15 protein-coding genes are annotated in these 13,532 nt (G+C 68.7%); 4 read left to right on the forward strand and 11 right to left on the reverse strand.

Going from position 1 to position 13,532, the window contains the following annotated elements:
- Window positions 1-49: 49 nt before the first annotated feature.
- The 10 genes from AU194_RS06330 to AU194_RS06375 all read right to left on the reverse strand — a co-directional run bounded on the left by AU194_RS06330 (window position 50) and on the right by AU194_RS06375 (window position 9,322).
- Window positions 50-1,441, reverse strand: coding sequence for a NarK/NasA family nitrate transporter (locus AU194_RS06330; protein WP_059088390.1), 1,392 nt, complete (start codon window positions 1,439-1,441; stop codon window positions 50-52).
- 95 nt (window positions 1,442-1,536) lie between these two features.
- Window positions 1,537-2,112, reverse strand: a complete 576-nt coding sequence (locus AU194_RS06335) for a GNAT family N-acetyltransferase (RefSeq protein ID WP_059088391.1) — start codon at window positions 2,110-2,112, stop codon at window positions 1,537-1,539.
- 44 nt (window positions 2,113-2,156) lie between these two features.
- Complete coding sequence (locus AU194_RS06340) at window positions 2,157-3,101, reverse strand: alpha/beta fold hydrolase (RefSeq protein WP_197417532.1); 945 nt, start codon at window positions 3,099-3,101, stop codon at window positions 2,157-2,159.
- The gene (locus AU194_RS06345; protein ID WP_059088457.1) at window positions 3,088-3,978 is read right to left on the reverse strand and encodes a 5-oxoprolinase/urea amidolyase family protein; all 891 of its coding nucleotides are present in this window, start codon (window positions 3,976-3,978) and stop codon (window positions 3,088-3,090) included. Before AU194_RS06345 ends, AU194_RS06340 begins: the two co-directional genes overlap by 14 nt.
- A gap of 2 nt (window positions 3,979-3,980) precedes the next feature.
- Window positions 3,981-4,637, reverse strand: a complete 657-nt coding sequence (locus AU194_RS06350; protein WP_059088392.1) for an allophanate hydrolase subunit 1 — start codon at window positions 4,635-4,637, stop codon at window positions 3,981-3,983.
- A gap of 47 nt (window positions 4,638-4,684) precedes the next feature.
- Entirely contained in the window at window positions 4,685-5,365 is a 681-nt protein-coding gene (locus AU194_RS06355; protein WP_059088393.1) for a queuosine precursor transporter, read from the reverse strand.
- Window positions 5,366-5,377: 12 nt separating this feature from the next.
- Window positions 5,378-6,343, reverse strand: a complete 966-nt coding sequence (locus AU194_RS06360; protein ID WP_059088394.1) for an ABC transporter substrate-binding protein — start codon at window positions 6,341-6,343, stop codon at window positions 5,378-5,380.
- Window positions 6,344-6,359: 16 nt separating this feature from the next.
- Window positions 6,360-7,466 (reverse strand): YeiH family protein, encoded by a 1,107-nt coding sequence (locus tag AU194_RS06365; RefSeq protein ID WP_059088395.1) that lies wholly within the window; start codon window positions 7,464-7,466, stop codon window positions 6,360-6,362.
- 149 nt (window positions 7,467-7,615) lie between these two features.
- Entirely contained in the window at window positions 7,616-8,413 is a 798-nt protein-coding gene (locus AU194_RS06370; RefSeq protein WP_059088396.1) for an SDR family oxidoreductase, read from the reverse strand.
- Between the two features lie 309 nt (window positions 8,414-8,722).
- Complete coding sequence (locus tag AU194_RS06375) at window positions 8,723-9,322, reverse strand: LysE/ArgO family amino acid transporter (protein WP_059088397.1); 600 nt, start codon at window positions 9,320-9,322, stop codon at window positions 8,723-8,725.
- A 110-nt stretch (window positions 9,323-9,432) separates the two neighbouring features.
- Between AU194_RS06375 and AU194_RS06380 the strand changes: the two genes are divergently transcribed.
- Window positions 9,433-10,017 carry a dienelactone hydrolase family protein gene (locus AU194_RS06380; protein ID WP_231743189.1) on the forward strand — a complete coding sequence of 195 codons (585 nt, stop codon included), beginning with the start codon at window positions 9,433-9,435 and terminating at the stop codon, window positions 10,015-10,017.
- Window positions 10,018-10,216: 199 nt separating this feature from the next.
- Here the strand turns inward: AU194_RS06380 and AU194_RS06385 are convergent, their stop codons facing one another.
- The gene (locus AU194_RS06385) at window positions 10,217-11,014 is read right to left on the reverse strand and encodes a siderophore-interacting protein (RefSeq protein ID WP_059088398.1); all 798 of its coding nucleotides are present in this window, start codon (window positions 11,012-11,014) and stop codon (window positions 10,217-10,219) included.
- A 32-nt stretch (window positions 11,015-11,046) separates the two neighbouring features.
- Here AU194_RS06385 and AU194_RS06390 point away from each other — a divergent pair, with 32 nt between their 5' ends.
- The 3 genes from AU194_RS06390 to AU194_RS06400 all read left to right on the forward strand — a co-directional run bounded on the left by AU194_RS06390 (window position 11,047) and on the right by AU194_RS06400 (window position 13,531).
- On the forward strand, window positions 11,047-11,709 hold the full coding sequence (locus AU194_RS06390) for an FMN-dependent NADH-azoreductase (protein ID WP_231743190.1): 663 nt from the start codon (window positions 11,047-11,049) through the stop codon (window positions 11,707-11,709).
- A gap of 244 nt (window positions 11,710-11,953) precedes the next feature.
- The gene (locus tag AU194_RS06395) at window positions 11,954-12,670 is read left to right on the forward strand and encodes an ABC transporter permease (RefSeq protein WP_157575927.1); all 717 of its coding nucleotides are present in this window, start codon (window positions 11,954-11,956) and stop codon (window positions 12,668-12,670) included.
- Window positions 12,671-12,673: 3 nt separating this feature from the next.
- Entirely contained in the window at window positions 12,674-13,531 is an 858-nt protein-coding gene (locus AU194_RS06400) for an ABC transporter permease (RefSeq protein WP_059088399.1), read from the forward strand.
- Window position 13,532 lies beyond the last annotated feature (1 nt).

A 13,532-nucleotide genomic window follows, 5' to 3' on the forward strand; every position in this document is an offset into this window, starting at 1 on the left:
CGTGTTTCTGATTCGTTTCGGCCCCGTTGCCATGGAATTGCGGGGGCGGTCATGCCCGCGCGAGGTCGGTCTGCGGCGCCCGCCGCACCGCGGAGTCGCCGGGGCGGCGCACGTACCTCGTCCAGGTTACGACGGAGGCCAGCACATAGAACGCGGCGAAGATCCAGAACGCCGAGGTCGCCGAACCGCTGGACAGGTAGGACTGCCGCAGGGCCAGGTTGATGCCCACCCCGCCGAGCGCGCCGACGGCGCCCGCGAAGCCGATCAGCGCCCCCGACATGGCGCGCGACCACGCGACCCGGACCTCCTCGGTCGCGTCCAGCGACCGGCTGCGGGCCTCGAAGATCGACGGGATCATCTTGTACACCGAACCGTTGCCGATGCCCGACAGCAGGAACAGGGCGATGAAGCCGATGACGTAACCGATCATCGTGGCCGCGGTCGCCGCACCGGCGCTGGCGTCGTCGAGCGTGCTGACGGTGACCAGGACCCCGGCCGCGAGAATCATGCCGGCGAACACCGCCAGCGTGACGCGGCCACCGCCGATGCGGTCGGCGAGCTTACCGCCGTAGACCCGCGACAGGGAGCCCAGCAGCGGGCCGACGAACGCGATCTGCGCGGCGTGCAGCGACGCCTCGGCGGGGCTCTGCCCGCCGGCGACGAAGTTGATCTGCAGCACCTGGCCGAACGCGAACGCGAACCCGATGAACGACCCGAACGTGCCGATGTAGAGCAGCGAGATCACCCACGTATCCCGTTCGCGCAGAATGTCTTTCATCGCACTGAAGTCGATCTTGTGCTGCTCCAGGTTGTCCATGTACAGCGCGGCGCCGATCCCCGCCACGGCCAGCGCCACCAGGTACACCGCGCACACCCAGTAGGGCTGGCGGTTACCCGCGATCGCGATGACGAACAGACCCACCAGCTGGATCGCGGGCACGCCGATGTTGCCGCCGCCGGCGTTGAGGCCCAACGCCCAGCCCTTGAGCCGCTGTGGGTAGAAGGCGTTGATGTTGGTCATCGACGAGGCGAAGTTGCCGCCGCCGAAACCGGCCAACGCCGCGCACACCAGGTACGGCCACAGCGGCAGACCGGGATTGGCCAGCAGCACCATGGTGCCCAGTGTCGGGATCAGCAGGACGAACGCCGAGAACACCGTCCAGTTGCGGCCGCCGAACCGGGCGGTGGCCAGCGTGTAGGGAATCCGTAGGCAGGCGCCGACCAGGGTGGCGGTCGCCCCGAGCAGGAATTTGTCGCCTGCGGTGAACCCGTAGACGGCCTCGGGCATGAACAGCACCATGACCGACCAGATGGACCACACGGAGAAGCCGATGTGCTCGGCGACCACCGACCAGATCAGGTTGCGGCGGGCGATGTGTTTGTTACCGGCTTCCCAAGCGACGGTGTCCTCGGGATCCCAGTCGGTGATGCGGTGCGACATGGCGGCAACGGTAGGAAGCGTTCATTACCCCGACGCTGCCCGCGATGACTCGTGCGTGAAATTCCGCTCACCGGCACCGGCGTTCCGGTGTGAGGTCACCAGGCGTCGCCGAGGCGCCAGTCGCAGGTCAGTTCGGCGGTGGTGTCGAGTTGTGCGTCGACGGGATAGACGTACACCGCGCCCTCGTCCTCGGGGGTGCGGACCCGGCCGCCGGGGGCGAGCACCGACAGGGGGCCCTGCCACGGGGTCCAGCCCCGCCCGACGTACATCGGCCGCGCCATCTCGGAGGTCGCCAGCGCGCCGAGGTGGTAGGCCCCGCGGATCACCTGTTCGCAGGCGGCCATCACGGCCGAGCCGAGGCCCTGACCGCGGCAGTCCTCGCGGACCGCGACGGCTTCCAGGTAGCCGCATCGCAGGACGGCGTCGCGGTGCATCAGGCGGCGCTGCACCACCGCGGCGTGGGCGATCAACGCGCCGTGGCGGCAGATCAGTGCGTGCATCCCGCCCAGCGCGTGGTCCCAGTCGTCGTCGGTGAAGTCACCGTCGAAGGCCTCGATGACCATGCGGCGGGCGCCCTCGCGGGTCTCGGTGTCCAGGTCGGCGGTGTGGATCAGCCGCGCGGTGTGGACCACCCCGTGCGTACGGACCTCCCCGGCCAGCTGCGGCAACACACCTTGGTTCTACCAGCGCGGCGTGCGGGTCACAACGGCAACGCTCAGGTGATCGACCAGAACTCGAGCAGCGTGCGCACCGCCGCCACCAGCGGCAGCGGTTGGTCGAGCATCGGGTGGTGTCCGGCCTCGGCGAGTTCGACGAACGGACCGCGCAGCTGCAGCATCGAGCGGATCTGTTCGGCCATGTCCGGCGCCACGATGCCGTTCTCACACCGCAGGTATCCGACGCGGCACGGCAGCCGGGTGAAGGTGTCGCCGACGAGCTGCTGTTCGTCGGGACTCTGCGCGAGCAGATCGCCGCCGAAGATCTCCGGGTCGAACTTCCACACCCAGCCGGCCTCGGTGTTGCGTACCGACTGCCTGGCGATGTGTCCGGCGATGTAGGGCAGCGAGACATCCTGTGCAGGAACGGCTTTGAACCGGGCGAGGATCTCTTCCTCGGACCGGTAGCCGGGGCTGTCCCGCCGCCGGTTGCGCAGCCGGTTCTCCTCGGGCGCCCGGTCGCGCAGCGGGGAGTCGATGATCAGGACGCTGTCGATGTCGGTGCCGTGCCGGATGGCGGCGGCCGAGGTGACCCAGCCGCCCATGCTGTGGCCGACGATGGTGGGCCGTGCCGACGAGCGAGAGACGTCCGCGGCGGCGAGTACCTCGCGGGCCCACAACGACACCGCGTAGGTGGGGCGGGTACCGCTGTCGCCGTGTCCGCTGAGGTCGGGCGCGATGACGTGATGGGTACCGGTGAAGAACGGTGCGATGTGATCCCACCACCCGGAGTGGGCGCCGCCGCCGTGCACGAACACCAACGGCGGATTGTCCGGGTCACCCCAGGCCCGCACGTGGACGGGACAGTCGGCGACCTCGATCGTGTGGTGGTGCGGCTGCTGTCCGAGTGCGGTGGTGAACCAGTCCGGGGGTTCGGTCGACGCCGCAGGGGCCGCGCGCCGTCCGCGTCGGAACAGGCCACTCACCGGGCTATTCTGCACCATTCCGGAACGGCCTGCGCGGACGCGACCAGTGCAGCCGCACGGTCTGACCGGGGCGGGCCTGCGATGCCCTGTCGATGTCGTCGTCGACCACGACGCCGACCACGGGGTAGCCGCCGGTGACCGGATGGTCCGGGCCGAGGATGACCGGGAACCCGTTGGGCGGCACCTGAATCGCCCCGCGGGTGGCGCCCTCGCTGGGCAGCTGCCGGTCGGGTCTGCGGTACTCCAGCGGCATCCCCACCAGACGCATCCCGACGCGGTCGCTGCGATTGGTCACCTGCCAGTTGGTGCGGACCAGTATGTCCGGGTCGACGAACCAGTCGTCCCGAGGGCCGGGCACCACGCGAAGCTCGAGCACGTCGTCGTCGAATGCCGCCACCGGCGCCTGGTCGACCTCCGGGAAGTCCTCGGTGTGCTCGCCGACCGGTAACACGTCGCCGGGGGCCAGCGGTTGCGGGCCGATCGCCGACATCACGTCGTAGCTGCGTGAGCCGAGGACCGGCGCCACGTCGAATCCACCGCGTACCGCCAGGTAGCTGCGCAATCCGGAGTACGCCACCCCCAGGGAGATCACGTCGCCGTCCTGCGCGTAGTGAATACTGTTGATGCCGAAGGGCTTTCCGTTGACGGCCGGATCGGTGTCCGCGCCCGTGACCGCGATGGCGACGTCACCACCGCGCACCCGTGCGGTGAAGCCGCCCAAGGCGATTTCGACCGTCGCCCGGTCGGCGGGGTTGGTCACCAGGCGGTTGGCCAGGGTGTGCGAACGGCGGTCCGCCGCACCCGAACGGGTGACGCCCAGGTGCGCGAGGCCGGGTCGGCCGAGGTCCTCGACGAGCGCGAGCGGACCCGTCCGGAGGATCTCCAGCTCGGTCATCGTCACCTCCTCGTCCGGAACTGCACCCACATACCCGGGGTGAGCAGCGCGGGTCGGTCACGGTCGACATCCCACAGCACCGCATCGGTGCGCCCGATCAACTGCCAGCCGCCGGGGGATTCGCGCGGGTAGACGCCGCTGAATTCGCCGGCCAGGCCGACGGCGCCTGCGGGCACCTTGGTGCGGGGTTCGGCGCGGCGTGGCACGCGCAGTCGTTCGTCACCGCCGACCAGGTAGGCGAAACCCGGTGCGAATCCGTCGAATCCGACCCTCCACAGCGAGCCGGTGTGAGCGGCGACCACCTCGTCGGCGGTGAGTCCGGTCAGCCGGGACACCTCGTCGAGGTCGGGCCCGTCGTAGACGACGTCGAGCACGACATCGGCCTCGCGCTTGCCCTGGGAGGCCGCTTCGGTGACCTCGGCGGGGTCGACGTGCAGGGCGGTCAGTCGCTGTCGGGTGTGGCCCAGGTGGCGCGGTTCGTCGAGTTTGACCAGGACGGTTCGCGCGCCGGGGACGATGTCGACGACGCCGGGCAGATCGGCCCCGCGAATGGCGTCGGTCCAGGCCAATACCTCAGCGCTGCTGTCGAACTCGAGCAGCAGCGCATGGTCGCCGTAGTCGAGCAGTGAGACCTTCGCGTTCATCGGTGCTGCGGTCATACCCAAATCTACCGCCGGGTAACGTCGCCGCGGGTTCGATCTGAGGCTCAGACCGCGGGCTCGTAGGTGGGTTCCCGGCGTTTGATCGCCGCGATCACCCGGTAGGTGACCGGCAGCAGCAGCGCCTCGATCACCGTCTTGTAGATCCAGCCGATCGCAGCGTAGACGGCGAAGGATCCGATGTTGCCGAATCCGATGATGGGCGCGGCGATCGCGCAGAAGACCAGCGAGTCGGCGAACTGCCCGACCACGGTCGACCCCAGCAGCCGTGCCCACAGGTGCCGTTCCTTGGTGCGCTGTTTGATCCGCACCACCACCCAGGCGTTGACGAGTTGGCCGACCAGGAAGCCGGACAGTCCCGCGACCGCCAGCCCGGTGATCGCGGCGACCGTACTGGCCAGCGCCTCCTGGTTGGTGTAGTCGGGCGCGCCGGGCAGTCGCACCGTCGTCCACAGCACCACCACCGCGAGGGCCTGCATCGCGAAGCCGATGAACACCGCCCGGCGCGCGGCGCGGAAGCCGTAGACCTCGCTGAGCACGTCCCCGATGACGTAGGTGAGGGGGAAGACGAGGAAGCCGCCGTCGGTGAGCAGCGGTCCGAACGCCACCCCCTTGGTGGCGGCGACGTTGGAGATCAGCACCAGCCCGGTGAACACCGCGACGAGTGTGGGGTAGTACGCCGAACCGATGGTCGCCGAACCGCGGTGATCTGTCGCCGTGCCGGTCATCGGCACATTCTCTCAGGCCAGGATCTGCGCCAGCAGCGGCGGCAGTCGGTCGGCCACCAGCGGGTAGGACAGCGGCGAGGCGAACGCGATCGCTCCGGCGAGTTCCTTGTCGGTGAAGATGGTGCGTCCGCCCGCGACGGCCTTGAGTCCCGAGATCGCGGGATCGGCCAGCAGTGCGGCCTGTTCCTGTTCGCTCTCGGTGGTCCAGATGAGCACGTCGGCGGCGTCGAGCACCGCGGCCATCCGGTCGCGGGGGATCAGCGGATCGCCCGGGTCGGCGACGGTGAAGCCCATCTGGGTGAGGAAGTCGGTGCGCCAACCGGGCGGCACGGCCTGCACGCTGTCGCGGTAGAGCGGGCCGCGCAGGAGCAGGGCCTTCTTCCCGTTGAACTGCGGGTTCGACGACGCCGCGGTGGTGAACTTCTCGTCGACGCGGGCGATGATGGAAGCCATCTCGTCGGCCTTGAACACCGCCTGCCCGACGATCGTGGCCTGTTCCTTCCACGGTTCGAAGAAGGCGTCGGTGCCGCTCTGGGCGATTGTCGGGGCGATCTGCGACAGCGTGGCGTAGGTGTCGGCGTCGAGGCCGGCGTTGACGGCGACGATGAGGTCGGGGTTGAGGCCGCGGATGGCCTCGATCTGGATGCCGTCGGCGAGGGTGAGCACGGTCGGCTGGGCGGGGCCGAGTTGGGTTCGCGCCCATGGCCATACGCCGAACGGTTCGCCGCCGAACCAGTCGGTGACCGCGATCGGCACGACGCCGACGGCGAGCAGGTCGTCCTGTTCGGTGAGCCCGGCGCTCACCACCCGGGTGGGCGGCTGGGGGATACGGGTCTCGCCGAAGGCGTGGGTGACGGTGACCGACCCGTCCTTGGCGACGGCGCCCGGTTTGGCGTCCCCGCACCCGGCGAGCGCGGTCGAACCGGCCAGTGCGGCGGCCGCCGTCAGGAAGGTGCGCCGCGACCAGGCAGATGACACGCGGCGAGCGTAACCGCTAACCCACCTCGAAGCCGCTGAACAACACGAGCGCGAGCCCGAGTGCGACGACGATGTTGACCACGGTGGCCGAGGCGAACACCGCGACCGGACGCCACCCCGCCTCGCGCAGGCCCTTGAGCGAGAACTCCAACCCGATCGCGACGAACGCGAAGATCAGGAACCAGGTGCGCAGGTCGTTGACCGTGGAGATGGTGGCCTTGTCGCCGCCCCACTGCAGGTACAGGGTGCCGATGACCGACGCCGCGATGAACCCGAGCACGAACTTCGGGAAGCGCTCCCAGAACTGGCCGATGGTGGGCTTGGCCGCGGTGTTCCGTTCGACCTTCAGCGCGAAGTAGGCGGTCAGCGCGATCGCGACGATCCCGATGAGCGCGTTCTGGGTGGTCTTGACGATGGTGGCGATCTGGAGGGCGTCCTCGCCGGCGAGCGCGCCGGAGGCCGCGACGGCGGCGGTGGTGTCGATGTTGCCGCCGATCCACGCGCCCGCGACCGCGTCGGGCAGGCCGAACACCCGCGCCAGCCAGGGCAGCAGGAAGATCGACGGGAGCGCGAACGCGATGACCAGCGAGGCGGCGTAGGCGAGTTGTTCGCGTTTGGCCTGCACCGCACCTGCGGCGGCGATCGCCGCGCTGACCCCGCAGATCGACACCGCCGACGCGAGTAGCGCGCGCAGTTTGTCCTCCAGTCCCAGGCGGCCGCCGAGCCACCAGGTGAAGCCGAACACGATCGAGATCAGCAGCAACGCCTGGACGATGGCCGGGCCCGCCGCGGTGACGAGGACCTTGAGGTTGATCGACGCCCCGAGCAGCACCAGCCCGGTCTTGATGAAGAACTCGGTGCGGAAACCTCGAGAGAGCGCGTCCCGCAGTGCCAGCCGGCTCAGCGCCGCGTTGCCGAGGAGGCCCAAAGCGATTGCGTAGACCGGGAACTCGATGGACTTGGCGACGCCCTCGAAGGCGGTGCCGTCCGCCCAGCGGGGCACCTGGGCCTCGAGGAAGCGGGTGGCCCCGCCGAGTGCGAGGACCACGAGCACTCCGGCGACGGCGTAGCCGATCCCCGACGTGCGGTCGTCGGGTTCGGTCCGGGTGATCTGCTCGCTCACGGGATCACGCTGCCAGGGATGGCGCCGACGAGTACGAGCGCGAGCAGGGCGAGGCCGACGATGACGGCGAGCCAATCCTCGTTCATGCGTGGGCAAGCTACCGGCGCCCGTGGGTGCGGGCACCGGTTGTGCTCACCGTGAGGCGAACCTCAGGAGTGGGCGAGCTTCTTGTTGACCAGGCGGGTGAGCCACGCGGGGGAGAACCGGGCGCCGGTGGCGAGGACCTTGGACTGCGCACCGACGGGGAAGTGCACCTGGTGCAGCGCGCGGCGCAGCGCCGACGGTTCGACCGCGGCGACGATGGCGTCGGCGATGTCCTGTGCGGTCAGCCGGATGCCGAGCGAGTCGGTGGTGCCGGTCTTGATGTTGTCGGTCATCGCGGTCTGCACGTACAGCGGCCACATCGCGATGACCCGGATGCCGTACCGGCTCCACTCGAGGTCGAGGGCCTCGGTGATCCCGCGCACGAAGAATTTCGTGGCGCTGTAGTTGGCGAGTTCGGCCTGACCGTAGATGGCGCTGGCCGAGGCCAGGTTCACCACAACCGAGCCGGGGGTGTTCCGCAGGTAGGGGAACGCCGCGTACAGCCCGTTGACCACGCCTTTGGCGTTGATGTCGATCTCCTTGACGTGGCCGGCGAGGTCGAGTTCCTCGAAGCGGCCCGCGCGCAGGATGCCGGCGTTGTTGATCAGGACGTCGAGGCGTCCGCCGGTGGCCTCGGCGAACTCCTTCAGGCGTTGTGCCACCTCATCACCGTCGGTGACGTCGAGGTGTCCGGTCACGAGCGTGGTCTGAACCCGTTGCAGTTCCTCGGCGAGGGACTTCAGTCCGACGTCGTCGATGTCGAAGGCACCGACGGTGTAGCCCTTCCGGGCGAAGGCGATGGCGGTTTTACGGCCGATACCGGCTGCGGCGCCGGTGATGAACACGGATTTGGAGGTGCGCATACGTCATAGTCGCCCATTGAAACGATTCATCAAACGTCTTCGTCCCGACGCCGAATATGACGAAAATCTGGCGGGAATAGCCAATGGCGTCAGTATTTGCGGGTAACTGCCGCGGCGCACGCGCCAGGAGTGACTGATGTGACGGAGGAGACGCCTGAGCGGGCGCGAAAGTGCGCGAAATGGCCTGGAACCCCCCCTCGCGGCGCTAGGGAGAACAACCGCTCAGGAAAGTCCCAGGCCTGCAGCTAGGTTACGCTCCGAATTCGCTGAAGCACAGCTTTTCGCGGTACTCGAATGTGACGAAATCGGTCAGCCGATGGCGAATATGACCCCGAGCGCGATCATCGTCGCGGCGATCAGGCCGTCGAGTATCCGCCAGGTCGAAGGGGTGGAGAAAAGTCCGGCCAGGCGCCGCGCGCCGAATCCGAGGCCGACGAACCACACGACGCTGGCGGTGACGGCGCCGACACCGAACAGCCAGCGGTCGTCGCGGTGCTCGTTGGCGAGTGCGCCGAGCAGCACCACGGTGTCGAGGTACACGTGGGGGTTGAGAAAGGTCAGCGCCGCACAGGTGACCAGCACGCCGAGCAACCGCGCGGGCCCAGCCTCGGACGGGATGAGTGCGGACGGCCGGATGGCGCGCCGGGCGGCCAGCAGGCCGTAGCCGAGCAAGAACGCCGCGCCGCCGAAGCGCGCCACGGTCATCGCGGCGGGAAGCGCGGTGACGAGTGCGCCGAAGCCCGCGATGCCCGCGGTGATCAGCAGCAGGTCGGAGGTCGCGCACAGCGCGACGACCGCCCCCACGTGCTCGCCCCGGATGCCCTGGCGCAGGACGAACGCGTTCTGCGCACCGATGGCGACGATCAGGGCGAGCGAGGACAGGAATCCGAAGACGACGGGGGAGGTCACGTCTCGACGGTACGAATTCGCATTGGATCAGTACAGCTAAAGATTTTGTATCAGCATTAGCAACGCTTCAGAACCGAATGCACGGTCCGACGCTCGCTAGCGTGTGTGCCGTGAGTCTGACGCGTGAAGTCACCTACGACGTGGACGGTCTGACCATGGTCGCTCACCTCGCGTTGCCTGCCGGCGAAGGGCCGTGGCCGGCGGTGCTCATCGGACACGACGGGGTAGGCCTCGAGGACTACCAGCGGAGCCGCGCCGACGACCTGGCCACGCAGGGTTATGTGGCCCTGGCGATGGATTACCACGGCGGCGAGGTGTTCTTCGGTAGGCCGGAAGCGATGTTGGCCCGGGTGATGCCCCTGTTGGCCGACGCCGAGCGGATGCATGCGATCGGCCGTGCCGCGCTCAATGCGCTTCTCGCGGTGCCGGGCGTCGACCCTGACCGGCTCGCCGCACTCGGTTACGGCGCCGGCGGCCGTATCGTGCTCGAGCTCGCCCGTGCGGGGGTGCCGTTCCAGGCCGTCGCTCTCGTCCATCCCGCGCTGCCGGACATCACCGTCGAGGATTGGACCAACCTGACCGGCGCGTACCTGCTGGGAACCGGCTCCGAAGACCCACTGTGCAGCCCCGACCAGCTCATGACGTTCAGCCGCGCGCTGCAGTCCGCCGGCGTCGACTGGCGCGTCACTGTCTAAGGGGGCGCCGAGCACGCTTTCTGGGCCCGCCCGACGAACCCCGACGGGGGCACCACTCACACCGAGCCCACCGTTCCCGGCGTCGGCTACCACCCGACGCACACTCCGCGCGCGTGGCGTGCGGTGCTCGACCTGTTCGGCGAGACTTTCGGGACCTTGCCCGAGACCGCTTGAAAAACCAGCGGTTCGGTCGTCGGGCTCACAGCCCGATCCTCTCGCAGGCGTCGTCGAACTCCTCGAACGCGACCTTGTCGCCCTTGCCCTCGCTCAACGCGCGCTCGTAGACGGCCAGCACGTCGTCGACCACCTCCGCGAACCGCCGATCCCAGGCCTCGGAGTCGAACCGCCAGTAGCCGGCCACGTCGTATTGGTCGATCGCCCACCCGAGCGCGCGCAGGTGTTTGCGCACCGCCCGGGATTCGGCGGCCTCCCCGGCGAACCAGCAGTAGCCCCGGCCCGCGGGCATGGCGAACTCGCGCACGCTGCGCGCCAGTGCGCTCGGCCCGTAGCCGTTCCCGGTGCCGACGCGGTGCAGCACCGTCACCTCGTCGCGGTGTGGCAGGTGGTCGAGGTCGCATGCGTCGGCGACCTCGACGATCAGCGTGGCTGGGGTGCCGTCGGGCAGTTCCTCGATGATGCGGGAGGCGGCGGGTAACCCGGACAGGTCGCAGACCAGCAGCTGCCAGTCGGTCGCCGAGTCGGGGCGGTACCAGTCGCGCGCGTGGTCGAGGCCGACACGGTCGCCCGCGACGGTGGACACCGCCCAGGCCGAACCGGGGCCGTGGGTGTGGACGACGACGTCGAGGGTGATCAGCGCACCGTCCTGGTGGCGCACCGAGTAGTTGCGGCCCTCGTCATCGGAGAAGTACACGCCGACGGCGCTGTCGGCGCCGGGTCGGACGGCGAGGGCGTCGGGATCGTGGACGCGCAGCACGATCCGCCGCAGGCGTGGGCTCAGGACGGCGGTCTCGACCACGGTGGCATGGGAGAACGGCACCAGCGCGACGTTACCGATCCCGCGGTGCTGGGGTGACCACCGAAACCACGCGGGCCGATACGGCCATGGACAATGATCCCGTGCCCTACCTCTTGCAGCTCGATTCCTCCGCCAACCTCGCTTCCTCTGTGTCCCGCCGGTTGACTGGAGAGTTCGCGCAGCGGTGGGTGAATGCCGCACCCGGACGCACGATCCGCAGGCGCGATCTACACACCGAGCAGATCCCCCATCTGCCGACGAATGCGCTTCACTTCGCCGCGGGACAGCGACCGCAGGATGCCGCGGCGCCCTCGCCGTCGGCGGTGGCACTTCAAGATGAGCTGCTCGCCGAACTGTCGGAAGCAGAAGGCGTCGTCATCGGTGCGCCGATGTACAACTTCTGCATGCCCTCGACGCTGAAGGCATGGCTCGACTACGTGCATGTCATCGGCGTGACATCCCCGGCGGCGGAAGGGGTGTGTCCACTGCGGGGAAAGCCGGTCGTCGTCGTCTCGACGCGCGCGACCCCGACAGGAGTCGATCCACGTGCGGACTTCGTCCTCGGCCCGTTCTTCACCATCCTCGGTGAGTTCATGGCGATGGATGTCGAGGGCTTCGTCGCGCACACCGAGCCACCCGCCGCAGCGGGTGACTTCCATCGATCCCCGGAGCAGGTGGAAGCCGACCTGTTCGCATGTGCCGCCCGCTGGCGGTGATGCCTACTGCGACACCGTCCCGCCGAGCAGCGTGACGAGCTCCGGCCTGCCGAAGCCCTAGCTGGGCATTGCCTACTGAACTCAGGCGCGGACGCGTCATCCCGATGGGCGGGACGACAGATGTGCCCCCGCTCACCGCGATGTCACTGTTTCCCCTCGAACCACGGCGGTAGTGCAGGAGGACACGTTGGTGAACCGGGCAGATCTGGATCGCCCGCTCGAGGCGGTCGGCGGTCTGTTCGGGATGGCCCTCGACGCGGTGCGGTTCGCGTTCCGGCGACCGTTCCAGTGGCGGGAGTTCATCGAGCAGTGTTGGTTCGTCGCGCGGGTGTCACTGGCGCCGACGCTGCTGGTGGCGATTCCGTTCACCGTCCTGGTGAGCTTCATCCTCAACATCCTGCTGCGTGAACTCGGCGCCGCCGACCTGTCCGGTGCGGGTGCGGCGTTCGGCGCGGTGACCCAGGTCGGTCCGATGGTGACGGTGCTGATCGTCGCCGGGGCGGGCGCCACGGCGATGTGCGCCGACCTCGGCTCGCGCACCATCCGCGAGGAGATCGACGCGATGGAGGTGCTGGGCATCAATCCCGTTGCGCGCCTTGTGACTCCGCGCATGCTGGCCTCGGGCCTGGTGGCGCTGCTGCTCAACAGCCTGGTGGTGATCATCGGGATTCTCGGCGGCTACGTGTTCTCGGTGTTCGTCCAGGACGTCAATCCGGGTGCCTTCGCGGCGGGCATCACGCTGCTGACCGGGGTGCCGGAGGTGGTCATCTCGTGCGTGAAGGCCGCGTTGTTCGGGTTGATCGCCGGCCTGGTGGCCTGCTACCGGGGGCTGACGATTTCCGGCGGCGGCGCCAAGGCCGTGGGCAACGCGGTCAACGAGACAGTGGTCTATGCGTTCATGGCGTTGTTCGTGATCAACGTGCTGGTCACCGCCATCGGCATCCGGATGACGACGGGTTAGCCGATGGGCACACTCGCCACTCTCGGCGCGGCGTATCCCCGCGTCGTCAGCCAGTTCCGGAAACCGGTCTCGCTGCTGGGCCGCCTCGGGGACCACATCCTGTTCTACGGCCGTGCGCTGGCAGGCACCCCGCACGCCGCAGTGCACTACCGCAAGGAGATCATCCGGCTGATCGCCGAGATCTCCATGGGTGCAGGCACACTCGCCATGATCGGCGGCACCGTCGTGATCGTCGGATTCCTCACCCTCGCCGCAGGCGGCACGCTGGCGGTGCAGGGGTACAGCTCGCTGGGCAACATCGGCATCGAGGCGCTCACCGGCTTCCTCGCCGCGTTCATCAACGTGCGCATCTCCGCCCCCGTCGTGGCCGGCATCGGATTGGCCGCCACCTTCGGCGCGGGCGTGACCGCCCAACTCGGCGCGATGCGCATCAATGAGGAGATCGACGCGCTGGAGACGATGGGCATCCGGCCCATCGAATACCTGGTGAGCACCCGCATCATCGCCGGCATGATTGCGATCACCCCGCTGTACTCGGTCGCGGTGATCCTGTCGTTCGTCGCCAGCCAGTTCACCACCGTCGTGCTGTTCGGCCAGTCCGGCGGTCTGTACGACCACTACTTCGACACCTTCCTCAACCCGATCGACCTGCTGTGGTCGTTCGTGCAGGCCATCCTGATGGCGCTCACGGTGCTGTTCATCCACACCTACTTCGGCTATTTCGCCACTGGCGGCCCCGCCGGCGTCGGGGTCGCCGTCGGCAACGCGGTGCGCACCTCGCTGGTCGTGGTCATCGCGGTCACCCTGCTGGTCTCACTGTCCGTGTACGGCTCCAACGGCAACTTCAACCTGTCGGGATAGG

It is taken from the genome of Mycobacterium sp. GA-2829 (assembly GCF_001499965.1).
Taxonomy (GTDB): Bacteria; Actinomycetota; Actinomycetes; order Mycobacteriales; family Mycobacteriaceae; genus Mycobacterium.